Annotated in this window: 26 protein-coding genes and 1 pseudogene; 12 read left to right on the top strand and 15 right to left on the bottom strand. The window is 69.8% G+C overall.

The genetic code is table 11. From position 1 onward, the window contains the following. Window positions 1-83: 83 nt before the first annotated feature. Window positions 84-2,222, top strand: coding sequence for a BTAD domain-containing putative transcriptional regulator (locus tag ABZ348_RS16370; RefSeq protein WP_358933487.1), 2,139 nt, complete (start codon window positions 84-86; stop codon window positions 2,220-2,222). A 154-nt stretch (window positions 2,223-2,376) separates the two neighbouring features. On the opposite strand, the gene ABZ348_RS16365 is transcribed toward ABZ348_RS16370, so the two are convergent. Further along, window positions 2,377-3,594: a class I SAM-dependent methyltransferase gene (locus ABZ348_RS16365; RefSeq protein WP_358933485.1), complete on the bottom strand. Its 1,218-nt coding sequence runs from the start codon at window positions 3,592-3,594 to the stop codon at window positions 2,377-2,379. Window positions 3,595-3,753: 159 nt separating this feature from the next. Between ABZ348_RS16365 and ABZ348_RS16360 the strand changes: the two genes are divergently transcribed. Beyond that, window positions 3,754-4,485, top strand: coding sequence for a class I SAM-dependent methyltransferase (locus ABZ348_RS16360; RefSeq protein WP_358933483.1), 732 nt, complete (start codon window positions 3,754-3,756; stop codon window positions 4,483-4,485). A 44-nt stretch (window positions 4,486-4,529) separates the two neighbouring features. After that, on the top strand, window positions 4,530-5,327 hold the full coding sequence (locus ABZ348_RS16355; RefSeq protein WP_358933481.1) for a phytanoyl-CoA dioxygenase family protein: 798 nt from the start codon (window positions 4,530-4,532) through the stop codon (window positions 5,325-5,327). A gap of 67 nt (window positions 5,328-5,394) precedes the next feature. On the opposite strand, the gene ABZ348_RS16350 is transcribed toward ABZ348_RS16355, so the two are convergent. The 3 genes from ABZ348_RS16350 to ABZ348_RS16340 are packed head-to-tail and all read right to left on the bottom strand — an operon-like array spanning window position 5,395 to window position 8,976. After that, complete coding sequence (locus tag ABZ348_RS16350) at window positions 5,395-6,615, bottom strand: acyl-CoA dehydrogenase family protein (RefSeq protein ID WP_358933479.1); 1,221 nt, start codon at window positions 6,613-6,615, stop codon at window positions 5,395-5,397. Window positions 6,616-6,634: 19 nt separating this feature from the next. Further along, window positions 6,635-7,378 (bottom strand): NAD-dependent epimerase/dehydratase family protein, encoded by a 744-nt coding sequence (locus ABZ348_RS16345; RefSeq protein WP_358933477.1) that lies wholly within the window; start codon window positions 7,376-7,378, stop codon window positions 6,635-6,637. Beyond that, the gene (locus ABZ348_RS16340; protein ID WP_358933475.1) at window positions 7,378-8,976 is read right to left on the bottom strand and encodes an FAD-binding protein; all 1,599 of its coding nucleotides are present in this window, start codon (window positions 8,974-8,976) and stop codon (window positions 7,378-7,380) included. Before ABZ348_RS16340 ends, ABZ348_RS16345 begins: the two co-directional genes overlap by 1 nt. A 176-nt stretch (window positions 8,977-9,152) precedes the next feature. Between ABZ348_RS16340 and ABZ348_RS16335 the strand changes: the two genes are divergently transcribed. After that, window positions 9,153-10,013, top strand: coding sequence for a methyltransferase domain-containing protein (locus ABZ348_RS16335; RefSeq protein WP_358933701.1), 861 nt, complete (start codon window positions 9,153-9,155; stop codon window positions 10,011-10,013). Window positions 10,014-10,035: 22 nt separating this feature from the next. Here the strand turns inward: ABZ348_RS16335 and ABZ348_RS16330 are convergent, their stop codons facing one another. Genes ABZ348_RS16330 through ABZ348_RS16310 form a run of 5 tightly spaced genes read right to left on the bottom strand, consistent with a single transcriptional unit; the run spans window position 10,036 to window position 14,862 of the window. After that, window positions 10,036-11,037, bottom strand: coding sequence for an acyltransferase domain-containing protein (locus ABZ348_RS16330; RefSeq protein ID WP_358933473.1), 1,002 nt, complete (start codon window positions 11,035-11,037; stop codon window positions 10,036-10,038). 7 nt (window positions 11,038-11,044) lie between these two features. Continuing rightward, entirely contained in the window at window positions 11,045-12,076 is a 1,032-nt protein-coding gene (locus ABZ348_RS16325) for a ketoacyl-ACP synthase III family protein (protein WP_358933471.1), read from the bottom strand. 10 nt (window positions 12,077-12,086) lie between these two features. Further along, window positions 12,087-12,380, bottom strand: coding sequence for an acyl carrier protein (locus ABZ348_RS16320; RefSeq protein ID WP_358933469.1), 294 nt, complete (start codon window positions 12,378-12,380; stop codon window positions 12,087-12,089). Continuing rightward, complete coding sequence (locus tag ABZ348_RS16315; RefSeq protein ID WP_358933468.1) at window positions 12,377-13,594, bottom strand: ketosynthase chain-length factor; 1,218 nt, start codon at window positions 13,592-13,594, stop codon at window positions 12,377-12,379. The genes ABZ348_RS16320 and ABZ348_RS16315 overlap by 4 nt, the downstream gene beginning before the upstream one ends. After that, on the bottom strand, window positions 13,591-14,862 hold the full coding sequence (locus tag ABZ348_RS16310) for a beta-ketoacyl-[acyl-carrier-protein] synthase family protein (protein WP_358933466.1): 1,272 nt from the start codon (window positions 14,860-14,862) through the stop codon (window positions 13,591-13,593). The genes ABZ348_RS16315 and ABZ348_RS16310 overlap by 4 nt, the downstream gene beginning before the upstream one ends. A gap of 47 nt (window positions 14,863-14,909) precedes the next feature. Here ABZ348_RS16310 and ABZ348_RS16305 point away from each other — a divergent pair, with 47 nt between their 5' ends. After that, on the top strand, window positions 14,910-15,089 hold the full coding sequence (locus ABZ348_RS16305; RefSeq protein WP_358933464.1) for a hypothetical protein: 180 nt from the start codon (window positions 14,910-14,912) through the stop codon (window positions 15,087-15,089). 32 nt (window positions 15,090-15,121) lie between these two features. On the opposite strand, the gene ABZ348_RS16300 is transcribed toward ABZ348_RS16305, so the two are convergent. Further along, window positions 15,122-15,835 carry a DNA alkylation repair protein gene (locus ABZ348_RS16300; protein ID WP_358933462.1) on the bottom strand — a complete coding sequence of 238 codons (714 nt, stop codon included), beginning with the start codon at window positions 15,833-15,835 and terminating at the stop codon, window positions 15,122-15,124. Between the two features lie 49 nt (window positions 15,836-15,884). Between ABZ348_RS16300 and ABZ348_RS16295 the strand changes: the two genes are divergently transcribed. Then, entirely contained in the window at window positions 15,885-16,589 is a 705-nt protein-coding gene (locus ABZ348_RS16295) for a TVP38/TMEM64 family protein (RefSeq protein WP_358933460.1), read from the top strand. Between the two features lie 200 nt (window positions 16,590-16,789). After that, window positions 16,790-17,677 carry an undecaprenyl-diphosphate phosphatase gene (locus ABZ348_RS16290; RefSeq protein ID WP_358933458.1) on the top strand — a complete coding sequence of 296 codons (888 nt, stop codon included), beginning with the start codon at window positions 16,790-16,792 and terminating at the stop codon, window positions 17,675-17,677. 205 nt (window positions 17,678-17,882) lie between these two features. Here the strand turns inward: ABZ348_RS16290 and ABZ348_RS16285 are convergent, their stop codons facing one another. Together ABZ348_RS16285 and ABZ348_RS16280 are read right to left on the bottom strand one after the other, a co-directional pair. Further along, window positions 17,883-19,046 carry a DUF6596 domain-containing protein gene (locus ABZ348_RS16285; protein ID WP_358933457.1) on the bottom strand — a complete coding sequence of 388 codons (1,164 nt, stop codon included), beginning with the start codon at window positions 19,044-19,046 and terminating at the stop codon, window positions 17,883-17,885. Window positions 19,047-19,052: 6 nt separating this feature from the next. Then, entirely contained in the window at window positions 19,053-19,460 is a 408-nt protein-coding gene (locus ABZ348_RS16280; protein ID WP_358933455.1) for a YciI family protein, read from the bottom strand. Between the two features lie 348 nt (window positions 19,461-19,808). On the opposite strand from ABZ348_RS16280, the pseudogene ABZ348_RS16275 reads away from it, so the two are divergent. The 4 genes and pseudogenes from ABZ348_RS16275 to ABZ348_RS16260 all read left to right on the top strand — a co-directional run. Beyond that, window positions 19,809-19,943 (top strand): annotated as a pseudogene (locus tag ABZ348_RS16275) (undecaprenyl-diphosphatase); the annotation flags it as partial. Window positions 19,944-19,995: 52 nt separating this feature from the next. Further along, window positions 19,996-20,169, top strand: coding sequence for a hypothetical protein (locus tag ABZ348_RS16270; RefSeq protein WP_358933453.1), 174 nt, complete (start codon window positions 19,996-19,998; stop codon window positions 20,167-20,169). A gap of 148 nt (window positions 20,170-20,317) precedes the next feature. Further along, on the top strand, window positions 20,318-21,481 hold the full coding sequence (locus ABZ348_RS16265; RefSeq protein WP_358933451.1) for a methyltransferase: 1,164 nt from the start codon (window positions 20,318-20,320) through the stop codon (window positions 21,479-21,481). Window positions 21,482-21,579: 98 nt separating this feature from the next. Beyond that, the gene (locus tag ABZ348_RS16260) at window positions 21,580-22,038 is read left to right on the top strand and encodes a nuclear transport factor 2 family protein (protein ID WP_358933449.1); all 459 of its coding nucleotides are present in this window, start codon (window positions 21,580-21,582) and stop codon (window positions 22,036-22,038) included. A gap of 116 nt (window positions 22,039-22,154) precedes the next feature. Here ABZ348_RS16260 and ABZ348_RS16255 read toward each other — a convergent pair whose 3' ends face one another. After that, on the bottom strand, window positions 22,155-22,373 hold the full coding sequence (locus tag ABZ348_RS16255) for a hypothetical protein (protein WP_358933447.1): 219 nt from the start codon (window positions 22,371-22,373) through the stop codon (window positions 22,155-22,157). Between the two features lie 51 nt (window positions 22,374-22,424). Between ABZ348_RS16255 and lnt the strand changes: the two genes are divergently transcribed. Beyond that, a complete protein-coding gene (lnt, locus tag ABZ348_RS16250; protein WP_358933445.1) occupies window positions 22,425-24,068 on the top strand; it encodes an apolipoprotein N-acyltransferase in 1,644 nt (547 codons plus the stop codon). Here lnt and ABZ348_RS16245 read toward each other — a convergent pair. Next, on the bottom strand, window positions 23,992-24,897 hold the full coding sequence (locus ABZ348_RS16245; protein WP_358933444.1) for a Gfo/Idh/MocA family oxidoreductase: 906 nt from the start codon (window positions 24,895-24,897) through the stop codon (window positions 23,992-23,994). The two genes, lnt and ABZ348_RS16245, sit on opposite strands and share 77 nt — an antisense overlap. A gap of 146 nt (window positions 24,898-25,043) precedes the next feature. Continuing rightward, window positions 25,044-26,255, bottom strand: coding sequence for an FAD-dependent monooxygenase (locus ABZ348_RS16240; RefSeq protein WP_358933442.1), 1,212 nt, complete (start codon window positions 26,253-26,255; stop codon window positions 25,044-25,046). Between the last annotated feature and the right edge of the window lie 37 nt (window positions 26,256-26,292).

Here is a 26,292-nt window from a genome sequence, read left to right as displayed (position 1 = left end):
ACCGACCTCGATGAGTGGTTGAATTTCAACGCATCTCGCTTCGACAGCGGATAGAGCCACCGTTGTGTGCAACTGGGGGAACAATGGATTTCCAAGTTCTCGGGCCCTTAGGAATGCTGGAGAAAGGCAAGAACGTTGCGCCTACAGCACCCAAGCCTCGTCAAGTAATCGCGCTATTGATTATGCGGCGAAACGCAGTCGTCCAGACATCCGAATTGATCGATGAGTTGTGGGAGGGTGGCCCTCCCACCAGCGCGCTAACAACTCTCCAGACCTACATTTACAAACTCCGTAAGATCCTGGTTCGTCACGGGGGCGAAGAGGTTCTCCACACCCGGCCGGGTGGATATGTCCTTGACATACCCAACTCGTCGGTCGACCTCTACCGGGCCGAAAAGGCGGCGGGTGAAGGGAAGTCGACTCTCAGGAACGGTGATCCGGTACGGGCGCGTGAATCCCTGGCCGAAGCACTGGCGATTTGGCGGGCACCCGCACTCGTCGATGTGGACAGGGGCGCGCTTCTTTCCTCCTATGCGACACGCCTTGAGGAATTCCGCTCCAGGACGCTGGAAATGCGGATCGAGGCGGATCTCCAACTCGGCCATCACAGGGAGTTGGTGAGCGAACTCAAGTCGCTCATCCTCACCCATCCACTGCACGAGCATCTCCATGCCTCATTGATGATCGCTCTGCACCGGTCGGGGCGGCGCCACGAGGCCCTTGAGGTCTTCCGGGTGCTGCGACAGAACATGGTTGAGGACCTGGGGCTCGAACCGGGTGAAGAACTGCGCCAACTGCACCAGGCGCTACTGGCCGACGCACCCGTCGGACCGCCCTTCGAAGCCCGGCAGTCCATCCGTACCGTGTCACAGGACGCCGCCGCATCCGGGGCGAACGGGTCACGAGGCGTGCGGGGAACCGCCGTCGACGTGGTGGACCGCTCCGCCGCCCCCCAGGCGGCGGAGCACGAACACCTACTCGCGTCGGTACCCGCCCAACGCGAAGCCACCGGCGTGTCGTCCGAAGGACGTGTCAGAGATGTGGCGCCGGTGCCGCCGTCGACGGCCCTGCCGTCGCGGTCCGCCCCGGACGGGCACGGCACGGTCGGGCACGGCACGGTCGGGCACGGCACGGTCGGGCACGGCACGGTCGGGGGTTCGACCGCCCCCGCACCGGCGGAACTTCCGGCGGACGTCGGCGACTTCACCGGCCGGGCCCCGGTCATCGAAGACATCATGCTCCAGTTCCTCCCCCCGAAGGACGGGACCGTGCGGCACGCGGCGACCCGTGTCGTCGTCATCGCGGGGATGCCGGGTGTGGGTAAGTCGGCACTGGCGGTCCATCTCGCCCACCGGGTGCGCCATCTCTTCCCGGACGGGCAACTCCACGTCGAACTCCACGGCTCGACCGACGGCCCCCGGGACGTCCGGGAGGTGCTCCATGGGCTACTGCGGTCCCTGGGCATCCCCGACACGCTGATCCCGGCGAACCTGGAGGAGCGTTCCAAGCTCTTCCGTTCGACGACCGCGGCGCGTCGGGTCCTCCTCGTGCTGGACGACACGGCGGCGCTGGCGGACGTCCGTCCGCTGCTACCGGGCGGTCCCAAGTGTGCGGTGATCATCACCAGTCGTCGCAGACTGCACGGACTGGCCGGAGCGCAGAGCGTGGACCTCGATGTGTTGGACAGCACCGAGGGCATCGATCTCCTCGCCAGTCTGATCGGTCGTGAACGGCTCGACGAAGAGCCGCAGGCAGCCGACAAGCTGGTGGAGTTGGGCGGGTGGCTACCGCTCGCGCTGCGATGTATCGGCGGGAGGGTGGCCACCATGCCGGGGCTGCCGCTCACCCGGGTCGCCGACCAGTTGGCCCGGTCCAACGACATCCTGAGCGAACTCCGCCTGGGCGACCTCGATGTGAGGTCCGGCTACGACGCCGCGTATGACCGGCTCACCCGCAGCGAGCAGGCGGTCTTCCGGCTGCTGAGCATGTTGCCTGCCGACGAGTTCACCGCCTCCACGGTGGCGGACCTGCTCGGCTGGGAGATCCCCTCGGTGGAACGCATCCTCGACCGGTTCGTCAACAGCTACCTCCTCAAGATCGTCCACTATGGCAACGACGAGCTGCACTACGCTCTTCCCCCGTTGACCTGGACGTACGCGAGGGGGCGGCTGGACTCGACGCTGAAGCAGGACGCCTGCCAGGGGCCCTCTCACTCCGGGTGACCTCCGGGGATTGCAGAGGGGAACGAGCACGGAGGAGAACGGGTGTGCAGGGGAACGGTGGCTCCCCTGCACACCCCTCACTCGCCGCGAGGGCGCGCACGGGCGACCGGGCGGGCCCTCGGGCACATCACACGACCTGTACGTGCGACACGTATCACACCACCTGTACGTGCGGTACGTAGAGGATCCACTTACCGCCCGACTCCCGGAACTGGGTCTCCTTGGCGATGATCTCCTCGGCGTGGTTCCAGGCGAAGAGCAGCGCGTAGTCGGGATAGGGGTCCTCGAACGCCGCCCGGGGCCGCACCGGAATGTGCGCACCGGGGGTGAGCCGTCCCTGCTTGTTCGGCGTGGTGTCCGAGATGAATGACACCGTGTCGGGGCCGATCCCGCAGTAGTTGGTCACGGTCGCGCTCTTCGCGGTCGCGCCGTACCCGACCACCGTGCACCCTTCTGCCTTCAGTTTCCGCAGCAGACTCACCAACTCGTCGCGGGACCGCTCGACGTTGCGGAAGAAGCCCTGGAGGGTGTCGAGCTCGGCCAGCCTGCGGGTCTTCTCCTCCGCCAGCAGCTGCGCCACCGCGGGATCCGGGGTGCGCCGCCCCCTGCGGGCGAGGGTGTAGCGCACCTCGCCTCCGTGGACGGGCAACCGCTCCGCCCCCACCAGCTCGAAGCCGAACCGCTCCGCCATGGCGGCCACCGAGGTGACGCTGAAGAAGTAGTAGTGCTCGTCGTAGATCTGGTCGTACGAGGTCTTCTCGACGATGTCCGCCAGATAGGGATCTTCGAAGACGAACACGCCGTCGGGCGCCAACAGCGCGTCGATGCCCTGGAAGATCGAGTCCATATACGGGATGTGGCAGAGCGTGTTGGCCGCGTAGATCAGCTGGGCGGGGCCCTCGGCCTCCTTGATCTCCTGCGCGGTCGACGCCTGGAAGAACTCGGTCGTGACCCGGATGCCGAGCCTGCGGGCGATGTCGGCCACGCTCTCGGAGGGCTCCACGCCCAGGTGCCTGACGCCTGCGTCCGCGAGCGCCCGGAGCATGATTCCGTCGTTGCAGCCCAGTTCGACCGCGAACGCGCCGGGCTCGGTCAGCTCGGTCCGCAGGAAGTCCTGCGCCGTCTGCTCGAAGTGCTTCCTCATCACCGACGACCCGGACGACAGGTACGGGTAGTGGCCGTTGAACATCAGGTGCCGGGGGACTTCCTCCATGAGCTGGACCATGGTGCACGAGTCGCACACTCCCAGCGCGAGCCGGAAGAGGTACTCGTCCCCGATGTAGTCGGGTTCCAGGAACCCGCTGGAAAGCGGCTGCGTACCGAAATCACCGAACTCGTGAAGTCGGCCGCCGCAAATACGGCAGCTCGTCATGGTGTAGACGGTCTCCCCGGGCTCTCGCAGCCGTCTCAACGATGACTGGACCGAATCGGGCTCCAGCGGGCTTCTGCGAGGCTTCGAGCCGCTCGCCCCAGCCTGAATGCGGCGGCCCACGTCCGTGAGCGCGCGGACCCGCCGGCAGAGGGGGTCGCGTTGTACGGGGCAGAGGCCAGCGAAATCTACGAGCTGCTGCACCAGGGCAGGGGCAAGGACTACCGGGCGGAGGCCGAGGAGATCTCCCGCCAGGTGCGGGCCAGGATGCCGGACGCCGTGTCACTGCTCGACGTCGCGTGCGGCACCGGGGCCCATCTGGAGCACTTCCGACCGCAGTTCGAGCGGGTCGAGGGTCTTGAGCTGTCGGCGTCCATGGCGCAGGCCGCACGGCGCAGGCTGCCGGGGGTCACCGTGCACACCGGTGATATGCGCGACTTCTCCTTGCGCGCCCCCTTCTCGGCCATCACCTGCATGTTCGGGTCGATCGGCTATCTGGCCGACCCGGGGGAGCTGGCGGCGGCACTGCGCCGCTTCGCACGGCACCTCCAGCCGGGCGGTGTCGTCGCGATCGACCCCTGGTGGTTCCCGGAGACCTTCTTGGACGGCCATGTGGCCACGGGGACGACCACCGCCGGGGGGCGCACGCTCGCCCGGGTGTCGCACTCGGTCCGGGTGGGCGACGCCTCCCGGGTGGAGGTGCACTATCTGGTCGCCGACGCCGCTGCGGGGGTACGGCACTTCAGCGAGACGCATCTGATCTCGCTGTTCACCCGTCGCCAGTACGAGGGGGCCTTCGCCGCGGCCGGCCTGAGCGTGGAGTACCTCGACGGCCTGCACAACGGCCGAGGGCTGTTCCTTGGGGTGCTGGACGCCCCGACCCCCGTCGCCTGAGCGTGCGGGCCCCACTCCCCCATCGATGCGAAGGAGAGCCGCCCATGGCGTCCCCCCGTGAACTGACCACCCCGGCGACGCTCCCCGAGGAGAGCGTGCGTCGCTATCGCGAGGACGGCTTCGTCCATGTGCCCCGGCTGCTCTCCCCGGAGGAGGTCGCCGTCTACCGGACGGCCGCCGAGAACATCCTGGCGCGAGACATGGAGGTATGGGAGGGCGGTGAGGACGGAGCAGCCGTCGAGGTCAACTACACCACCCAGGTCTGGCGCAAGGACGAGACCCTGCGGGGGCTCGCCCTCCATCCCGCCCTGACCGGCATCGCGGGCCGGTTGGCCGGCGTCCCGCTGCGGCTCTACAGCAGTGAAGTCCTGGTCAAGGAGCCCGAGGTGGCCCCGCCGACCCTGCTCCACGACGACGAGGCCGGACTGCCGATGGACGGGCTTGAGCACACCCTCACCGCGTGGGTGGCGCTGGTGGACGTACCGGTCGAGCGCGGCTGTCTGAGTTACATCCCCGGCTCGCACCTGCGCGCGGACTCCGAGCGGCTACGACACATGACCAGCTTTGAGCAGTTCCGCGAGCCCGACGAGGTCTGGCCCGACTTCCCCTGGCGGCCCCGGGTCACCGTGCCGCTGCGCGCGGGCGACGTCGCGTTCCACCACTGCCGGACACTGCACTGGGCCGGGGGCAATGTGACCGATACCCGCCGGGTCGGCCACGGCGTCATCTATATGGACGCGGGGACGGCCTATCTGCCGGGGGTGATGGACCAGTACCTCGCCCATATGAAACCCGGTCAGCCGCTGGACGATCCGGAGTTCTTCCCGCTCGTCACCGGCTGACCCGGAACGTGCGAAGGCCCCGGGAGCGGTCCTCCCGGGGCCTTCGCACGTCGTGGGTGCCCGGGTGCTACCGGTGCTCGTCGAGTTCCAGCGCCCAGGCGCTGAGGTGGTCGATCGCGTCGGCGTAGGTGAACGGCTGCATGAACCATCCCGCGCGGACGTCCCGGTGCCGGCGGGAGAGCGGGTGCCCGGCGGTGAACGACACGCCTCCGGCCAGTGTCATGCAGTCCTCGACGATGCTCGAAGCACAGCGGTTCACCACCAGTTTGGCCTGCTGGAAGGGGGCCATCATCCGGCGTCCGCGCTCGGCGGGATCGCCTTCGGTGCGCTCTGCGTGGTACTCGGTGTGGATGAGGGCCGCCGCCAGCGCGGACCGCAGGGTGTAGAGCTTGACGTCCAGTTCGGCGACGAGGGTGCGCACGGCACTCGCCGGGGTGCCGCCCCGACGGCGCACCCCGGCGACCGTGATGTCCCGGGCCGACTGGGCGATCCCCGCGTACACGCCGAGCAGTCCGATGGAGCTGACCGTCTGGCCGGCGAAGGCCGCGTGGTTGACCTCGCCGACCGGGCCGCGCAGGAAGAGGTCCTCGTCGGGGACGGGACAGTCGTCGAAGACGACCGAGGAGCTGGCCGAGGCCCGCATCCCCATGCCGTCCCAGTCGTCCGGCACGCTCAGTCCCGCGGTGTCTGCGGAGAGGAAGGCGGCGGCGAGTCGATCCGGTCCGGTATCGGGGCGGGTGGGGGCCGCGACCACGAAGTGCGTGGCCACGGGCGCCATGCTGACGAGGATCTTGGCACCGGTGAGCAGCCAGCCGCCCTGGGCGGAGGGGCGCAGTTCGGTGGTCCGGCGACCGTCCTTCAGGGCGCCGCTGACCACCGCGTCACCGGTGCCCATCAGGGTGAGGATCCGCTCCGCGAGCGCCTGCCCGGACGGGGTGGAGTGCTCGCGCTCGTAGGACATGGTGATGCCCCGGCAGAGCTGCATGTGCAGGGAGAGCGCGGTGGAGGCGTCGGCCTCGGCGATCCGCATGATGGCCAGACAGACGTCGTGGACACTGCTGACGCCGAGCCCGCCGAACTTGACGGGCACGGTCGCGGCGAGGACTCCGTCGTCCCGCAGCGCACGGAACGTGTCCTTGGGGAAGGTCCCGGCACGGTCGTGCTCGGCGGCCCCGTCGGCGATGCGCGGCAGATGGCGTCCGATGATCTCCAGCAGTCGGGCGCCCTCGGATGTGATCGGCGCGCCGAGGTCACAGAGGGGCGGACGGCTGACGACGTGAGGGGGCATGGTGTCGTTCTCCTCGGTGTCATGGATCCGCGCGGTCGGCCGTCGCGAGATACCGGTCGATGGCGGTACGGAAGTAGCCCGGCCCGAAGCCCAGTGCGGCCACTTCGGGCACGATCCGGTGGAGCTTGTCCACCGAGGGGCAGTGCGAGACGGTGTGGCCGGCGAGTCCGCGTTCGGCGCCCAGTCCCAGGCGCAGTTCCAGATGGTCGATGACATCGCTGATGTCGGCGCAGTCCCCGGAGGCCAGGTTGATCACCTCGTCGAACGCGCCCGCGGTGAGCAGCAGGTCCAATGCGGCGACGAACTCGTCCACGTGCAGCATGTCGCGGCGGGCGCCGCGCTGGACGGTGATGCGGCCTGCGCGGAGTTGGCGGATGAGTACGGGCAGCAGCCGGTACTCGGGCTCGCCCGGCCCCATCACATAGCCGAGTCGGAGCACGAGATGGCGTACTCCCGAGTCCCGGACCAGCTTCTCCAGGTCGAGTTTGTGCTGTCCGTAGGGCAGGGCGGGGACGACGGGTTCGTCCTCCCGGCCCCGGCAGCCGGGCGATCCGTACATGCTGACGGTGGAGAAGAAGACCAGGGTCCGGTCTCGGGTGCGGCAGTGTTCCAGGGTGTCGCGGACCAGTTGTTCCTCGCGGCGGTGTTCGGAGTCCGGCAGGGGGTGGCGCGGCACCCCGGCCGCGAGGACGGTCACCCGTGGGTGCGCGTCGGCGAGCGGCCGGAGGTGCCGGGCGAGGAATCCGGTGCCGATGATCTCCATCAGCGGGACGGCGGGCGGACGGAGAGCGCGTGTCCGAAGACGCCGCGCGGGTCCCAGCGGGCCTTGGCCTGCTGGAGCCTCGGGTAGTTGTCCCGGTAGTAGAGCGTGGACCAGGGGACGTTGGAGGTGTTCCAGCGGGGGTCGGCGAGGTCGGCGTCCGGATAGTTGATGTAGCAGCCGCTGTTGTTGGCGTTCGGTGCAGGGACGCCACCGGTGTCGGCGAACACCTCCTGGTAGAAGCGGCGCATCCACTCCAACTCGCCGGTGTTGGCGGGGTCGTCGTAGTAGAGGTCGTAGGAGACGCTGAAGAGGGCGTCCCGGTGGGGGAAGGCGGTCGCCGAGGGGGCGACGGAGTTGATCTTCCCTCCGAAGGAGTTGAGGTAGACGGACGCGCCCCAGCGGTGGCCGTCGCTCAGGTACTGGTGGATGGTGGCGATCTGGCGGTCGGTCCACCGTCTGCGCAGGAAGCTCGCCTTGGACTTGAAGGGCGTGCCGCCCGGGTGGGTCGGGGAGTTCAGGGTCTCCGGCAGCCACGCCTGTTCCGACTGTTCGACTGTGGGCGCGACGCCGACGTTCGCGGTGACGACCCTGATGAAGTCGTCCATCAGCCGGTCCGCCTGGGCTCGTTCGGCATCGGCTCCGACGAGGAGTTGGAACTCTCCGGCGGTGCGGTGGGGCAGCGAGAGCGAGCTGCCCACCTTGGTCTGCGGATACCGCTCGTGCCATTGGCCGTGGTCGCGCACGAGCGTGGTGAACGCCTGCTCGGTGATGCCCTCCCACTGCCAAGTGAGCGTCCGGCCCATGGAGGTCTCGGGCGGCCGGGGCAGCAGCATCGCGGGGTTGCGGCTGCGTACGTTCGGGGAGCGCAGCAGATAGCGCAGGACCACTCCGAAGTTGCCGCCGCCTCCGCCGGTGTGGGCCCACCACAGGTCGCGGTTGGGGTCGTCGGGTCGGCGGGTGGCCACGACCCTGCGCGCCCTGCCCGATCGGTCCACGACCACGACCTCGACGCCGTAGAGGTGGTCCACGACCATGCCGTGTTCACGGGAGAGCGAGCCGTAGCCGCCGCCGGCGATGTGTCCGCCGACGCCGACGCTGGGGCAACTCCCACCGGGAATGGTGACTCCCCAGCCGTAGTAGAGCGCCTTGTAGACCTCACCGAGGGTGGCGCCGGACTCCACCGAGAACGCCTGGTGTTCGGTGTCGAACGAGACCCGGTTCATCGGTGAGATGTCCAGTACGACGGCGATGTCGCCGCTGGTGACGAAGTTCTCGTAGCAGTGGCCGCCGCTGCGGACGGCGATCCGCTTGCCGGTGCGTACGGCCTCGTCGACCGCCGCCACCACCTGGTCGCCCGACCAGACCAGCCAGAAGGACTCCGGGTTGGGAGCGAAGCGGCTGTTGTAGCTGGTGTTGAGGTTGATGAATCTGGGATCCGCGCGACCCACGGTCACCGGCCCCGTGACCGGTGCACAGGCCCTCGCGGACGGTGTGGCCCGTGCGCTCTGCGTTCCCAGACCGGTCAGAGCAGCGGCACCACCGGTAGCGGCCGTGCCCCTCAGTACGCCGCGCCGTGTCAACTCGCCCAACGTGAACACCGTTCCTTCCCCCGTCGTCCGTCCGGTACGGGCGTCACGCTAGGCAGGGTCCCTGTCCAACTCTTGGGGTCCGGCTGTAAGGGTCGTCGAGGCGTGCTCAAGGCGGGCGCGACATCGGTACGAGACGGCGACTGCATGCTGCCCCCATGGGAGTAACAACGGACAACGCGGAAAATCTGGACGATTCTGCTTACAAGGCGGCGGTCACCCGGGCCTTCGACCACGCGGCGGCGCAGTACGACCGGCTGGGGGTCGAGTTCTTCACCCCGATGGGGCGCCGACTGATCGAGCGGGCGAAGCCTGCGCCCGGCGAGCGGGTCCTGGACATCGGCTGCGGACGCGGCGCCGCGCTCTTCCCCGCGGCCGAACAGGTGGGGCCCTCAGGATCGGTGCTGGGCATCGACATCGCGCCGGCGATGGTCGAGGAGGCCCGCCGGGAAGCCACACGTCAGGGCACGAGCCAGGTGGAGGCGCGGGTGATGGACGGGGAGCGCCCTGACCTGCCCGCCCGCTCCTTCGACCTGATCACGGGCAGCTACAGCGTGATCTTCCTGCCAGATGCCCCCGCGGCGCTCGCCCGCTATGCCGAACTGCTGCGGGACGGCGGGCGCATCGCCTTCACCAGTCCCGTCTTCACCGACGACACCTTCCCCTTCCTGCCACCGGTGTTCACCGACCTCATCCCGCGCTCCCTGCTGACCAATCTGCCGCCGGAGTGGCAACCGGAGGCACTACAGCGCCGCTTCAACAGTTGGCTCTCCAGGCCCGCCGACCTGCGACGGACGATGGAGACCGCGGGCTTCACCGAGGTCGAGGTCATCGATGAGCCGGTGGAGCTGACGGCGACCTCGGGCGAGGCATGGGTGGACTGGTCCCACACCCAGGGCATGAGACTGCTGTGGACGCATCTGCCCGAGGACGAGAGCCGACGACTGCGCGAACGGCTGATCACCGCCCTCGACACGATGCGGGACGGCGAAGGGCCCCTGACCATCGATACCCCGGTGCGCTACGTCACGGCGACGGTACGCAGGTAACGCGCGGCCCCGGGGCCGGGCCCTAGCCGGACCCCGGGGCGGCTCCCAGCCCGATCAGGGCCTCCCGGGCGGCGGCCACCGACGCACGGTCCCGCTCGGGCGGCCCGGGACGGGCCGGCAGCAGGGGCACGACCGCGCTGCGCCCCGACCGTACGGCCGGATGACGCCGGGCGAGTTGGGCGAGCCCCTGTCCCGGACCGGTCTCCACCAGCACGGCGTCACCATCGGCGAGCAACGCGTCCAACGCGGGCCAGAACCGTACGGGGGCGACGGGCTGGGCGGCCCAGTACTCGGGGTCCGCTGCCTCTTCGGGGCGCAGCGGAAGGGCCGTGTAACAGGAGTGGAGGGGGATCCGGGGAGCGCGGACCGGGAGGGCGGCGATCAGTGCAGCCGAGCCCTCGACGGCGGGGGCGAGCGCGGGGCTGTGGAAGGGGCTCAGCGATGGAATGCGCCGGCAGGTGAAGTCGGCTTCCAGCAGTGCCGCCCCGGTCTTCTCCAACGCCGGGTCCGACCCGGCCAGTACGGTCTGCCGGGGAGCGTTGTAGGCGCCGATGACGACATCGCCCCCGAGGAAGGGCGCCACTTCCTGTGGGGACGCCGCCACGGCGAGCATCCCGCCCGGCGGCCCGTCGCGCAGCAACCGGATGCGATCGCGCATCAGGGCGACGGCGTCGGACAGGGCGAACACCCCCGCCAGCACCGCCCCCGCCAACTCGCCGATGCTGTGCCCGAGCACCGCACCGGGCCGCACGCCCCAACTCAGCACGAGTCGGCCCAGCGCATGGTCAACGGCGAACAGCAGGGGTTGGGAGCGGGTCACGTGGTCGAGTTCGACGGCCGGCCGTTCGGCGAGCCAGTCCGCCCTGAGCCGGTCCCCTTCCGCCCCCAGTTCGGTGAAGACCTCGTCCATGGCTGTCGTGAACACGGGCTCGGTCCCGAACAGGCCGGCGGCCATCCGGAGGTGTTGTGACCCCTGGCCCGGCAGGAGAAGCACAGTCGATCGCTTGGCTGCCAACGTCCCCATTCCCCTCTCATGCGCGACCCGCCCAATCGGGGCGCCGCAGTAGTTCGATCACGGCACAGGACCAGCTGAATCCGGCGCCGACGCTGACGAGCAGACAGGTGTCCCCGGCGTCGAGGGCACCGCTGGCGACGAGGTGGTCCAGTCCTGCGATCGGGTCCCCCGCGCCGAGGTGGCCCACCCGGCGGCTCCACGGCCAGGTGGTGCGCTCGGGATCGAGGTCGAACCGACCGAAGTAGCCGGCCTGGAGCCGCCTTCGGCCGAGGTGGGGCAGGGCGATGCGGTCGATGTCGCCGAGTTCGAGTTCGGCAGCGGCAAGGGCGCCCTTGACCGCGGCGTCCTGGGCGGACCCCACCCGGGCGACCGCGTAGGAGGAGCCCGCTTCGGCGAGGAAGGCGCGTTTGCAGGCATCGAGGTCGACCTGGGGGCGGTGGCTGAACGGCACCGGCCCGAACGGGTCGTCGCCGCGGTGCATCCCCTCCAATTCGGGTGCGGAGACGGTGACCAGGCTGCGCAGCCGGGCGAAGCCGTCCCGGCGGGAGAGCACCAGGGCGGTGCCCCCGTCGGCGTACACCGTGCCGGGATCGCTGCGCCAGCGGTCGAAGCCGGGCGGGCAGAACTTGTCGCCCGTGGTGATGAGGGCGGCCGTCCGCGCGGGGTCGACGGCGAGGTAGGCGGAGGCCAGTTCGAGTGCGGCCATGCCGCCGTTGGAGACCTGTTTGACCTCCATCGCGGGGCAGTGGTTGCCGACCGTCTCCCGCTGGACGTACGAGGCCGGCGCCCAGAGGTCGTGGCCCTGGTAGAAGAAGCTGGCGTGCAGCACCAGGTCGATGTCGGCGGGCCCCGCGCCGGAGCGCTCCAGGGCTTGCCGCGCCGCGCGGACGGCCATCTCGGGCGCGGACTCCTCGCCCGCCACGGCCACCGACACCATGCCGGTGGTGCGGGCGAGGGGCGCGGGGCACCGGCCGTCGGCCACCGCTTCCTCGATCGGCACGCGCGGGGGCAGCCAACTGCCGGTCGCCGCGAGAAAGAGTTCGTCCATCGCCGTACCGTCAGCCGGCCCGACCCGCCGCGGCGGAGGCGAGTCGCTCGTTGACGGCGGTCACGAACTGGTTGAGCGTACGGATCTGTGCGAGGCCGTCGTCGGAGAGTTCGACCCCGTACTGTCGCTTGACGCGGCTCGCGGCCTCCATCAGTGCCAGGGAGTCGTATCCCAGGAATTCGAGTTCCACCTCCCCGATGTCCCCCTCGTGGGAGGTCAGCGCCTCGTCCTCGCCGGCGCACTCGCGCATGATGTCGGTCAGCTCGGGCAGGGTCAGCTCGCTCGGCACGCGAAGCTCGCTCATGGGGAGTCCTTTCGTCGCCCTGTGACGATCAGGGCGCTGTTGAATCCGTTGTGTCCACGGGCCAGCACCAGGGCGGTGGCCCCGGTGAACGGCCGGGGTTCGTCGCGGACGATGTCGATGTCGTGGTCGGTGGTGACCTTGGTGGTCGGAGGGATGACGCCGTCGCGGACCGCGAGCAGCGCAAGGACCACGTCGAGCGGGGCGCCGCCGGAACACAGTCGGCCGATCATGGTCTTGGGTGCGGTGACCGGTACGCCCCGGGGGCCGAAGACCTCGGTCAGCGCAGCCGCCTCGGCGCGGTCCCGCTGGGGGGAGCCGTCGGCGTCGGCGAAGACCACGTCGATGTCGGCCGGGGTGAGCTCCGCGTCATGGAGTGCGGTACGGATGGCACGGCCGAGGTTGTCGGGGCGCCCGGAGCCTGGCGGCGGGTCGAAGGCGGTCCCGTAGCCCACGATCTCGCCGTGGACCGCGGCACCACGCTCACGGGCGAGGTCCGCGTCCTCCAGCACGAGGATCGCGCCCCCCTCCCCCGGCACCTGCCCACTGGCGTCCGGGTCGAAGGGGAGATAGGCGCGGCCCGGATCGTCACGGGTGGAGAGCCGCCCCCCGGCATTGCGGGCGGCCATGCCGTACGGACAGAGCGAGGACTCCATGCCGCCGGTGAGCATCATGGCGGAGCCGTTGCGGATCGCCCGGCGCGCCCCGGCGATGGCGTCGATGCCACCCGCCTGTTCGGCGACGAGCACGCCGGCCGGGCCGCGCAGATCGTGGCGGATGGAGATCTGGCCGGTGTTGACCGCGTAGAACCAGGCGAACGACATGTAGGCGCTGACGTGGTCCGGTCCCTCGCCCCAGAGGTTCTGCAACTCCCGCTGGCCGAAGTCAAAGCCGCCGGCTCCGGCCGCGGTGACCACACCGAGGTCGAGGCGTGACATACCCTCGGTGTCGATCGCGCTGTCGGCGATCGCCCAGTCGGCTGCGGTGAGTGCGAACTGGGTCATGCGGTCGGTCTGCGGTATCAGTCTGCTGGGCAGGTGCTGGGTGGCGTCGAAGTCCTTCACCTGCCCGGCGAGTCGGCAGTCGAAGGCGGTGGAGTCGTACCCCGCGATGGGCTCGATGGTGTCCCGACCGCTCAGGGTCGCCGCCCAGAACGCCTCGGTTCCTAGCCCGTTGGGGGCGATGACTCCCGTCCCGGTCACTACGGCCGTGGTCACGCGGCCCTCCTGTCGGCGTCGGTGAGCACCATGGCGCTCTGGAATCCGCCGAACCCGCTGGCGACGGTCAGGACCGTCTCCAGCGGCTGTTCGCGGGCGGTCAGCGGTACGTAGTCCAGATCCAACTGGGGGTCGGGTCGGTGCAGGTTCGCCGTCGGCGGTACGACTCCGTGCTCCAGGGCGAGCGCGCAGGCGGCGACCTCGATGGCACCGATCGCTCCGAGCGAATGTCCGACGACGGCCTTGATCGAGCTGATGGGCACGGCGCGGGCGTGTTCCCCGAGGCTCCGTTTGAACGCCGCGGTCTCGTGCCGGTCGTTCTGCTGGGTGGCGGTGCCGTGGGCGTTGACGTAGTCGACGGCCGTGGGGTCGAGACGGGCGCGGTGGAGTGCGGAGGTGATGGCGCCGGCCATCTCCAGCCCGTCGGGGCGCAGTCCCGTCATGTGATGGGCGTTGCCGTGCGAGGCGTGTCCCGCGATCTCGGCGTAGATGTGCGCACCACGGCGGCGCGCGTGCTCCAGCGACTCCAGGACCAGGACGGCCGCGCCCTCCCCGAGGACGAAGCCGTTGCGGGTCCGGTCGAACGGGCGGGATGCGCTGGACGGTTCGTCGTTGCGGGGCGAGGTCGCCTTGATCGCGTCGAAGCAGGCGACGGTGATGGGTGCGATGGGTGCATCGGTGCCGCCCGCGACCATGACGTCGGCAGCACCTTCGCGGATCAGATCGCAGGCGTGTCCGATGGCGTCGATGCCGGAGGTGCACCCGGCGGAGACGACGGAGTTGGGGCCTTCGGCCCCGATCTCCCAGGCGACCTCCGCCGACAGCGAGCTTGGGACGAAGTAGTCGTAGAGATGGGGTGAGGCCAGGGCCGGATCCACGACCCACTGCTGTCCGTCGCCGCTGAGGCGGCGGTACTCGTGCTCCAACTGCTGTGTCAGCCCGACCGCGTTGCCGATGCTGACACCGACCCGGTGGGCCGCGTCGGGGCCGATGAGCAGTGCGCTCTCGGCCATCGCCTCCCGCGTGGCGATCATCAGCATCTGTGCGGCCCGGTCGAACCGTTCGGTCTCCGGCCCGGTCAACCCGGCCTGATGCGGGTCGAAGTCGCATTCGGCGGCGATCCGCGAGCGGAAGGGCCCCGGATCGAAGGCCGTGATGCCCCGGGTGGCGGGCACCCCGGAGACGATGCGCTCCCAGAACGCCTTGGCACCGGTGCCTCCCGGTGCGACCACACCGATTCCGGTAATGGCGACGCGACGTTCCCCCATGAGGACCCCCAGACTCTCACCACCAGCGGCAAATGAACGGTTCGACGATGCGACGGCGCTCTCGCAGGGGCGTCGAGGGCTACTGGATCAGGGGGGCGGAAGCGATGCGCAGCGCTCGGGGCAGAGCACAGGCCACTGCATTGTCGGTCGATCCCGGCTGGTTGGTGGACGCTCCGACCGCGCACGGGCCCGTGGTGTGCGAGCAAGGAGGTGTGAAGGAGTCCTGATGTCAGTGGTCAGCGGTGGAGGAACGCAAGGCTCACAGGTTTTTCAGGGCTTCCCGCACGGACAGGGGGGACAACCGGTCGCGCGCCGATGCGACGAACGCGCCGACCGCCTCGGGGTCGGTCTTGGCGTACTCCCGCAGACACCAGCCGATCGCCTTGCGGATGAAGAAGTCCGGATGGTCGGCCCGTCGGAGGCAGTAGCGGAAGAGCTGCTCGCTGTCGGTGGCCTCCTTGTAGCGCAGTTGGTGGAGCAGGGCCGTGCGCGCCACCCACAGGTCGTCGTCCTCGATCCACTCGTCCATGGTCGTCTTCAGCTCGGAGTCGGCCGCGACCAGGGGTCCCACGGTGTGGGCCGCGAGCGCATCGACGGTGTCCCACCAGGGGACGGTGGTCACCAGCCAACGGACGGTGGGGAGGAAGCCGGACGAGCAGCGGCCCACGTGCCGGCGCAGGTAGTCGACCGCGAAGTAGTGGTACTCGCGCTCGGGAAGCCGCCAGCACCGGACGGCGATCGCCGTGCAGTCCCGCTCGTCGGGCGGGGCGAGCCCTGCCAACGCCTGCCGGGACAGCACCCGGCGAGCGGGCGTGGGGATGCCGAGGAAGGGAGCGACGCCCTTCATATAGGCACTGGCTCCGGCCGCCCGGTCCGGCTGCGCCGCCGGGGGATAGAGGGAGGTGATTCGCCCCAGTACCTCGTCGGCGAGCCGGCTCGCGGGGACGGCTGGGGTGGCTGGGCCGCGCGTCATGAGGCACACGTTACGGCGATCTCATCACGATGTCGGTTAGTCTCCCCGGATGTTCGAGCCCGTCCCCCACCCGTCGTCAGGACTCGCGATCCGCTGTGCGCGAGTGCTCTTCTCCCCATGGTCGCGGCTGTCGCTGCTGCTGGTCATGCTGGCCTCCGCCGGTGCGCTGGTGGTGCTGTACGAGCCGCAGAGACTGCTGTCCGACGGTTGGCCGGCACAGTTGGGCGGCGCGGCGGCGGTCGTGCTGTACGCGGTTGCCTACGGGGTGTGCACCGCGGCCTTCGTGCCCCGTCCGCTGCTCAATCTGGCGGCGGGTGCGCTGTTCGGATCCCAGTTGGGTCTGGTGTCGGCACTGACGGGAACCGTGCTGGGTGCGGGGATCGCCTTCACCCTGGGCCGGCTCCTGGGGCAGGAGGCGCTGAGGCCGCTGCTCCGCGGGCGGGTGCTCCAGGCCGCGGACTCCCAGCTGAGCAGACACGGATTTAGGTCGATGCTGGCGATACGGCTCTTCCCCGGTATCCCGTTCGCCGCGGCCAACTACTGCGCCGCCGTCTCCCGCATGGGTTACACACCGTTTCTGCTGGCCACCGCCCTCGGGTCCATCCCCAATACGGCGGCGTACGTGGTCGCGGGAAGCCGGGCCTCTTCTCCGACGTCACCGGCCTTCCTGGTGGCCATGGGGTTCATCGTGGTGACCGGGCTGATCGCCGGGGCGGTCGCCTGGCGCAAACGCCACGGTCTGCGCCGCGGTTGAGCTCGGTCGTCAGCCGAGCCGCGCGGACGGGTGAGCTGGAACGGACGGGTGCTCCGACGCCTCACCCGGACCGATGGTCACCCGTACAAGAGATCCCATCGAACGTTCCCGTTCACTTCACTGTTCGTTCGTCTCCGAGGGCTACTCTTCCCCCGTCCGACGCATGATCGGGATCATTTTCTTGGGTGGCTCTGTTTTCCATGTCGTGGTTTGAATCCCTCATCCTCGGACTCGTCCAGGGACTGACCGAATTCCTCCCCATCTCGTCCAGTGCGCATTTGCGGTTGACGGCGGCTTTCGCCGGCTGGAAGGACCCGGGAGCCGCTTTCACCGCGATCACCCAGATCGGTACCGAAACCGCCGTCCTGATCTATTTCAGGGAAGACATCGCCAGAATCGTGACGGCGTGGTTCGCCTCGCTCAGGAACAAGGAAATGCGCGCGGACCACGATGCTCAAATGGGCTGGCTGGTGATCATCGGATCGATTCCGATCGGCGTGCTGGGAATCACCCTGAAGGATCAGATCGAGGGCCCCTTCCGCGATCTACGGCTCATCGCCACCACGCTGATCGTGATGGGCCTCGTGCTCGGCTTCGCCGATCGGCTCGCCGCCCGCGACGAACGACCCCATGACGAGGCCGGCGGCCGGCACCGGGCCGTCAAACAGCGCAAGACCCTGCGGGAACTCAATGTCAGGGACGGTCTGATCTACGGGTTCTGCCAGGCGATGGCCCTGATCCCCGGTGTCTCCCGCTCGGGCGCCACGATCAGCGGCGGCCTCCTCATGGGGTACACCCGCGAGGCCGCGGCCCGGTACTCCTTCCTGCTCGCGATCCCCGCCGTCCTGGCCTCGGGTGCGTACGAACTCAAGGACGCGGGCGAGGGCCATGTGTCGTGGGGCCCCACCCTCTTCGCAACGGTCGTCGCCTTCGGGGTGGGCTATGCGGTGATCGCATGGTTCATGCGGTTCATCACCACGAAGAGCTTCATGCCCTTTGTGATCTATCGCGTCCTGCTGGGAATCACCCTGTTCATCCTGGTGGGAACGGGTGCGTTGAGCCCGCACGCGGGCGAGTCCGGCGGCTGAAAGCCCCTCGTGGAGAGGAGATCCAAAACACCGGGTCGCTCTCTGCAGGATGGCTTCCCAGCCACCGCGACTTGATCGTCACCCATTTCCCTCCCATCGGGTCGCCAGGAGTCCCGCCTACGCTCCCGCCGATTCGCAGCGGATTGCGTGAACTCCCGTCGAGTCCCATGGAGTCCTGTGGAGAGAAAAGGGCCGTACCGGGGTGTCACACGGCTTCCCCCTGGGTATAAGGGCGCAGCGCGTTGAGCCGGGCGGCCTGCCGCGTCAGATGGTCGCGCTCGGCGAGGTTGGGCGCCTTGCGGGCCGCCTCGGCGTACAGCCGTGCCGCCGTCACCGGATCGCCGTCGCGCTCGTGGAGGTACGCGGCCACTGCGGCGTGGCGGGGCAGCGAGTCGTCCAGCACCGCAAGTGCCGCCAGTCCGGCGCGCGGCCCCTCGGCCTCACCGACGGCGACCGCACGGTTGAGCCGGACGACCGGGCTGTCGGTCAGGCGCACGAGTTCGTCGTACCACTCGACGATCTGCACCCAGTCGGTCTCCCCGGCGGTGGGCGCATCGGCGTGGAGTGCTGCGACGGCAGCCTGTGCCTGGAACTCGCCCAATCGGTCACGGGCGAGTGCCGCCGTCAGGATCCCGATGCCTTCGGCGATCATCCCGGTGTCCCATCGACCGCGGTCCTGCTCGGCGAGCGGCACCAGACTGCCGTCGGGCGCTGACCGGGCCGCGCGCCGGGCGTGGTGGAGCAGCATCAGGGCGAGCAGCCCGGCCACCTCGGGGTGGTCGATCGAGGCCGCGAGCTGCCGGGTGAGCCGGATGGCCTCGGCGGCGAGGTCGACGTCTCCCGAGTAGCCCTCGTTGAAGACCAAGTAGAGGACGCGCAGCACGGTGGCGACGTCGCCGGGCCGGTCGAAGCGCACGCCGGAGACGGTGCGCTTGGCCCGACTGATGCGCTGGGCCATCGTCGCCTCGGGCACCAGGTACGCCCGCGCGATCTGGCGGGTGGTCAGCCCTCCGACGGCGCGCAGGGTGAGCGCCACCGCGGAGGAGGGGGTCAGCGCCGGGTGTGCGCACAGGAAGTAGAGATGGAGCGTGTCGTCCACCGCGGGTGCGGGGAGGGGTGCCGGTTCCTCCTCGACTCGTTCCTCCCGCCGGCGCCGGGCCGTGTCCGCCCGGGTGGCGTCGAGGAACTTGCGCCAGGCGACGGTGACCAGCCAGCCCTTCGGCTCTTGCGGAGGTCCGTCCGGCCAGACGCGCATCGCCTCGACCAGGGCGTCCTGTACGGCATCCTCGGCCGCCGCGAAGTCGGCTCCGCGGCGGACGAGGATGGCGAGCACGCTCGGGGTGAGGCTTCTCAGCAGGGCCTCGTCCATCCGAGGTCAGTCCGTGATGGTGGGCGGCGCGGCCAGGAACGGGCGCACCTCAAGCCACTCGTGGATCGGCTTCCCGCCCGCCCCGGGGGCCGCGGACAGTTCCCCGGCCAGTTCGACGGCGCGTTCGTAGCTGTCGACGTCGATCACCATCCAGCCGGCGATGAGGTCCTTGGTCTCGGCGAACGGGCCGTCGGTGATCGGAGGGCGGCCCTCACCGTCGTACCGGACGAACGTCCCCTCGGGGGCGAGCGCCTGGCCGTCGACGAACTCGCCGGACCGCTCCAGCCGGGCCGCGAAGTCGTTCATGTACTGCACGTGGGCCGAGATCTCCTGGGGCGTCCACCGGTCCATGGGTACGTCGTTCACCGGAGCCGGGGCGCCGCGGTAGTGCTTGAGCAGCAGGTACTTGGCCATGATGTTCTCCTCGGTGCTGAGGCGACCCATTCTGATCGCGTTCACAGCGGGGACGGAGCCCGCCACGTGTTCTCGACATCACCGTCCAAGGTTTTTTGGACTCCTCGGGGTCGGGCGCTGCGCTCGGACGGGTCGGCCCTCGGTGTCACGGCTTGAGGTGTCACGGTCCACGGCGGGCACGGTCCACGGCGGGCACGGCCGTGGAAGTGCGCTTCAGGAAATGGCTACGGAGCGTCGGAAAGGGCGGATGTGCACTCCCGCGGATAATTCCCGCTCCGATTTACCCACTGTTTATCCAATGGACCGGATCACGGCGAAGGAGCAGACCACAGTGAGCAAGGCCACAGGGCCCTGTTCATGAGGTTCGTCACTACGAAAAGCTTCATGCCGTTCGTGATCTCCCGCGTGTTTCCGGCAATCGCCCTGTTCATCCTGGTGGGGACGGGTGGCCCAAGCCCACATGCGGGCGATTCGGGCGGCTGAAAGCAGCCGCAACGTGGGAGCCGTTCGGCTGCGGAGGCCGTAATCTGTTCCCATGTCCCCCCTTCCACACGAGCCAGAGACTGCTTTGTCCGCCGCCGAACTCAACTCGCGCATTCGCGAGCTGTGGGCCGATGGGCAGCTGCCCGACGCCAGGCGTCCGGAGTACGAGGCACTGGTACTGAAGTGGGCGGCTGCTGCGCTGGAGCGCGTCGAGCACGCGGCCTGAGCATCACAGCCCACCGCACGATCACTACGGCACAGTGAGTCGGGAGCCCGACCCCCGTCGGGCTCCTCACCACGGAGGCGCCGTCCTCCGACCGACCGGATCGCGGGACGCATCCGTCGCCGTCGCCCTGGGCTAGCCTGGCTGCACGATGAACCGTCTGACCACGTCATGGGGCGATGTTTCCCTCGCCCGTTTCCCCGAGGACCCCCGCGACACCCTCCGCGCCTGGGACGCCGCCGACGAGTACCTGCTGCGACATCTCCAGGAGGGCGGGTCGATCCCCAGCGAACCGTCCCGACCGGTGGTGGTCGGTGATCGCTGGGGCGCCCTGGCCGTGGCCCTCGCCGCAGGGCCCGCCCCGACCGCCCCGGTGCAGATCAGCGATTCCTTCCTCGGTCGGCAGGCCACCCTGGCCAATCTGGTCCGCAACGGCATCGACTCCTCGGCGGTGGAACTGCTGTCCAGTCGGGACACCGTGCCGGAGCGCATCGACGTGCTGTTGGTGCGCGTTCCCAAGAGCCTGGCGCTGCTGGAGGACCAGTTGCACCGCTTGGCACCGGCCGTGCACGCCGGAACCGTCGTCATCGGTACGGGAATGGTCAGCGAGATCCACACGTCGACGCTGCGGCTGTTCGAGCGGATCATCGGCCCGACGAAGACCTCGCTCGCGGTCAAGAAGGCCCGCTTGATCTTCTGCACACCCGATCCGGAACTGCGTCCCGCTGCCAACCCCTGGCCACTGCGCCATGCGCTGCCGGCCGATGCAGGGGTGTTGGCCGGCCGGACCGTGACCAATCACGCGGGCGTCTTCTGCGCCGATCGCCTCGACATCGGCACCCGGTTCTTCCTGCGCCATCTGCCCCGGCACCGCGGAGCCGAGCACGTGGTGGACCTCGGCTGCGGCAACGGGGTGGTCGGCACCGCCGTGGCCTTGGCGAACCCCGAGGCCGAGGTCACCTTCGTCGACGAGTCGTACGCGGCCGTCGCCTCGGCCGAGGCCACCTTCCACGAGAACGTGCCCGCCGACAGAACAGCGGAGTTCCTGGTCGGCGACTCCCTGTCCCGACTGGCGACCGGGAGCATCGACCTCGTACTGAACAATCCGCCCTTCCACTCCCACCGGGCGACCACGGACACCACGGCCCGTCGGATGTTCGGCGATGCCCGCAGGGCCCTGCGCCCGGGCGGTGAACTGTGGGTGGTCGGCAATCGACACCTCGGATATCACGTACGACTGGGGCGCCTCTTCGGCAATTGCGAGGTCATGGCGAGCGACCCCAAGTTCGTGGTCCTGCGCGCCATCAAGCGGTAGCTCCAGGTGCCTGCGCAGCGGCCCGGCGTCCGGGTGTCGGCGTAGGACGTACCCGCACGGCCCTTGGCGTCGGGCCGCGACTGCCCGACACTGAGCCGATGACGCAGCGCGTGGATCTCGCAACGGTAATGGACCGGCTGGCCATCGACGAGCTGGTGACTCGCTACGCGGTGGCCGTGGACGATGCGGACTGGAGCGCGTTCCGAGAACTGTTCGCCCCCGGGGGGCGGGCCGACTACCGCAGTGCCGGGGGGATCGAGGGATCGGCGGCCGAGGTCGCCGACTGGATGGCCGGGACCCTGGGGACCCTGCCCGTACGACAGCACCTCGTCGTCAACCGTCTGCTACGGCTCCAGGACCTCGGCGGCTACTTCGGCGACGACGGCGAGGTGCAGGCCGACTACGTCCATCCGGTACGCGGGGACGGCGGCGGGGGCTATGTCTCCGGTGGTCGCTACAGCTTCGGGGTCATCCGTACCGACGGCGGATGGCGACTCACCCGGGTGGTGATGCGGGAGAAGTGGCGCAGCGATGCGGGGGTCCCCTCCGGGACCTGAGCCCTCAGACCTTCGGACGGGGGACGCTGCCCTCCGGAGGTGTTCGCCGTGCCCGGCCGGTCCGGTTCGGGCCGTGCCGAGCACGGTTGATCGCAGCGTCGTCCGCGGTCGGATGATCAGCCGACGAGTTCCGCCTTGTTCATGGCAACGACGGAGTGCGCGGGGCCGCCGTCGATCATCTTGGCGAGTTGTGCGGCGGCGCCGATGAGGAAGGCGGTGGCGACGCTGAGATGCCGGGACCGTGCTCCACGGTCGGCGCGATGGACCGAAAACGCTCGGGCGGGGACAGGCGGCAGCGGGGACGCCGTGTTGATCCGGTTCCCGATGGCGCACACACTGGAAGGGGCGCTGCTCAGGCCCTGGGCGGTAGGACGAGGAGGCGCGCCATGCGGATTGCGGCCGACCGTCCTGATGCGGGACGGCCCGGGGGGACGGTTTCCGGATGGTTCACCGCAGTGCGCCACCGCAAGGGGCTGGCGCTCGTGGCCGGTGCCCTGCCCGCGCTGGCCTTCCCGGAGCCCGCCTGGTGGTGGTTCGCGTATCTGGCGCTCGTGCCATGGCTGCTGTTGTTGCGGTCGGCGCCCACCGGTCGGCAGGCGGCGGTCGAGGGCTGGCTCGGTGGCGTGGGTTTGGTGATTGCCGTCCATCACTGGCTGGTGCCAAGCCTCCATGTGTTCATGGTGGTGCTCGGGGCGCTGCTGGGTCTGTTGTGGGCTCCCTGGGGCTGGCTGGTCCGCTCCTGGTTGCGCGGCAGCCCCTCGCCGGGCAGGGCCGTCGCTGCGCTGGTGGTCGTGCCCTCCGGCTGGCTGATGATCGAACTCGTCCGGTCCTGGGAGGGGCTCGGCGGCCCGTGGGGACTGCTCGGCGCAAGCCAGTTCGAGGTCGCCCCCGCACTGCGGATCGCGTCCGTCGGCGGGGTGTGGTTGGTGACCCTGCTCGTCGTGGCGGTGAACACGACGATCGCCCTGTTGATCGCGGTACCCGCCACCCGAGCCGCCGTGCTCACCGGTGCCCTGGTCGGTGCGCTCATGATCACCGCCGTCGGATTCGCTGCGCCCCGGCCCGCGGCGTCGGGGCTGATACGGGTGGCGATCGTGCAGCCGGGGGTGTTCGACGGGACGGGCGACGAGGGTGCGGAGCGGCGCTTCGCCCGGGGTGAGGAACTGACCCGTGAGCTGGTGGGACAGCGGCTCGACCTGGTGGTCTGGGGCGAGAGCAGTGTGGGTGCCGATCTTCGCGAACGACCGGACCTCACGGCCCGGCTGGCGGCGCTCTCCCGGGCCGTCGGGGCGGAGGTGCTGGTCAATGTGGATGCCCGGCGCACCGACGGTGGAGGCGGGGGTGGCATCTACAAGAGTTCCGTGCTGGTGGGGCCCGCGGGACTGACCGGGGACCGCTACGACAAGATGCGGCTCGTCCCGTTCGGGGAGTACGTTCCGGCCCGGGAGCTGCTGGGCTGGGCGACGTCCGTGGGCAGGGCGGCCGGGGAGGATCGCGTGCGCGGCACCCGTGCCGTGGTGATGGAGGTGGCCGGAGGCGGCACACCGGCCCGCTCCGGTACTCGTATCGGCCCGCTCGTCTGCTTCGAGTCGGCCTTCCCCGACATGAGCAGACGCTTGACCCGGGACGGTGCTCGGCTCTTGGTCGCCCAGTCGTCGACCTCGTCGTTCCAGGGCAGTTGGGCTCCCGAGCAACATGCGTCGTTGGCGGCGTTGAGGGCGGCGGAGAACGGTCGACCGATGGTGCACGCCACGCTGACCGGTGTCAGCGCGGTCTTCGGTGCCGATGGCGCCCGTGTGGGCCGTCAGTTGCCCACCGGCACCAGCGCCGCCGCCGTCTACGAAGTCCCCCTGGCCCGAGGAACGACCGGATTCGTCCGGTTCGGCGACTGGGCCGTCCAGGGTGCCGGCGCCGTACTGTTGGTCCTCGGCGCACGGGAAGGGGTGCGCCGGATCAGACGGCCTGCCCCGTCGCCCGCAACACGATCTGCTCGCACAACTCATGGGTCAGCAGGGCGTCCCGGGCACTGAGGACCTTCCCGGCGCGTACCACTTCGAGGAAGACGAGTACCGACTGTTCGATGCCCCGTTGTCTGGCGACCGGCACCCAGTCGCCCCGACGCCGGACGCTGGGCTGGCCCTTGTGGTCGACGACCTCGGCCAGGTTGCGGACTTCACGCTTGCTGTCCTGGCCGGCGATCTCCAAGACCTCCTCGGTGGAGCCGCTGCGGTGGTTCATCGTGCCGATCGCGGTGAAGCCGTCACCGGACAGTTGGAGCACGACGTGGTGGAGGTGATCGCCGATCAGACGGGCGCGTACGTCCGTGTGCTCGATCGGCCCCGGGGCGAGGAAGCGCAGGGTGTCGACGACGTGGATGAAGTCGTCGTAGACGAAGGTGCGCGGGACTTCGGCGAGCCCGATGCGGTTCTTCTGGAGCAGGATCAGATCGCGGGGGTGTTCCAGGCATTGCGCGTAGGAGGGTGCGAAGCGGCGGTTGAAGCCGACGGCAAGGCTGACCCGGCGCTCTTCGGCGCGCTCCACCAGTCGACGCGCCTCGGCCAGTTCATTGGCGAGCGGCTTGTCGACGAACGTCGGCACGCCCGCCTCGATCAGGGCGTCGGCGATCTGCGCGTGCGCTGCGGTGGGTGCGTGGACGAAGGCGGCGTCCAGGTCCTGGGCGAGCAGGGATTCCAACGTGGTGTGCTGTTGCGCGGCGGGGATGCGGTACGCATCGGCCGTTCGGGCGAGGGTGGCGGGGGTGCGCGTCTGGAGGTGCAGTTCGATCCCGGGCAGTGCTCCGAACACGGGCAGGTACGCCTTCTGCGCAATGTCTCCGAGGCCGATGCAACCGATCTTCACAGATTCCTCCCTAGGGCCTGTCCTGGTGCCCGCCCGTGCGGCGCCCGTGTCGTGAGCGCTCCGGGACCACGGGTCGGCTCCGGCGCCATGGCGCGCTCGTCGGGCCGGACCGGTTCGCTCGGGCGACTGGTGCACCACCGGGTCCGTCAGCCGTGCGATGCCCGGTCAGCATACGTGCGCTGCGGTGGCCGCCAGTCGATGATCCCGTCGCCCGCCCGCAGGGCGACCCGTGGGCCGAGGCGAGCGACCAGACCCAACAGCGTCTCGCGCAGGGCGACGGCCGGGGCACTGGACAGGGACTGCCATCGGGCGACCCGGGCAGCCGCGCGGACGACGGCATGGGTGCGGGGTTGGCGATCGGCGCTGTACGCGGCGAGTCCGGCACCGAGGTCATGGCCGGGCGTCAGGTGGTGGGCGAGGACCACGGCGTCCTCGACGGCCTGGTTGCCGCCTTGGCCCAGCATCGGTGTCATGGCGTGGGCTGCGTCTCCGAGCAGCGCGGTTCGGCCGCGGTGGAAGGTGGGCAACGGGTCGATGAGGTGGTGGACGTCGTTGCGCAGCACCCCGTCCGGTGCGGCGGCGTCGATGATCTGGGGTACGGGCTCGTGCCAACTGCCGAAGCGGCGCAGCAGTTCGGCGCGTTCGTCATCGGCGCGTTCTCCGCGCGGCGCCAGGGCTGCCGCGTAGGCGTAGAGGGACCCGTTCCTGAGCGGCTGGGTGCCCCAGAGCATCCCGGGTCCCCAGGTCTCGTGCGGTTCTTGGGGCCGTTCCAGGGGTGGGACGAGCATCCGCCAGGTGGTGAAGCCGGAGTAGGTCGGGCCGGGGTGAGTGGGGAAGAGCGTGCGACGCGCAGCCGAGTGGATGCCGTCGGAGGCGACGACGAGGTCGGCTTCGAGTTGGTCGTCGCCGACGCGGACGACGGCCGGCCGACCGCCGGGGACGCCCGGGTCGATCAACTCGCCGGGACTCGCGGTCCGTACGGTGTCCGCGGGCAGCCGGGCCGCGATGAGGTCGACCAGTGTGGCGCGGTGCAGTACGACGAGCGGGCCGCCGAAGCGTTCGGCGAACGCCGTGCTGTCCACGCGGTTGAGCCATCGGCCCGTCGGGTTGCGCAGTCCGCCACCGCCCTGCCAGGCGGCGAGTTCGCGGATCTCGTCGCCCAGACCGATGACGTCGAGCGCCCGCTGGCCGTTGGGGGCGAGGCTGATGCCCGCACCCACGGGTTCCAGGCTGTCGGCGCGTTCGAGGACCGTGGTGTGCCAACCGCTCTGGTGCAGGGCGACGGCGGCGGTGAGTCCGCCGATGCCGCTGCCGATGACGATGACGCGGGGTGTTGCGGGCCGAGCCGGAACGGACATGCCTTCCCCTCACCTAACTACATCTGTAGTGACTCCT

It is taken from the genome of Streptomyces sp. NPDC005963 (genome assembly GCF_040638655.1).
In the GTDB taxonomy this organism is placed as follows: domain Bacteria; phylum Actinomycetota; class Actinomycetes; order Streptomycetales; family Streptomycetaceae; genus Streptomyces.
The sequence above is the reverse complement of the archived record's forward strand: the minus strand, read 5'-3'. Positions and strand labels throughout refer to the sequence as shown.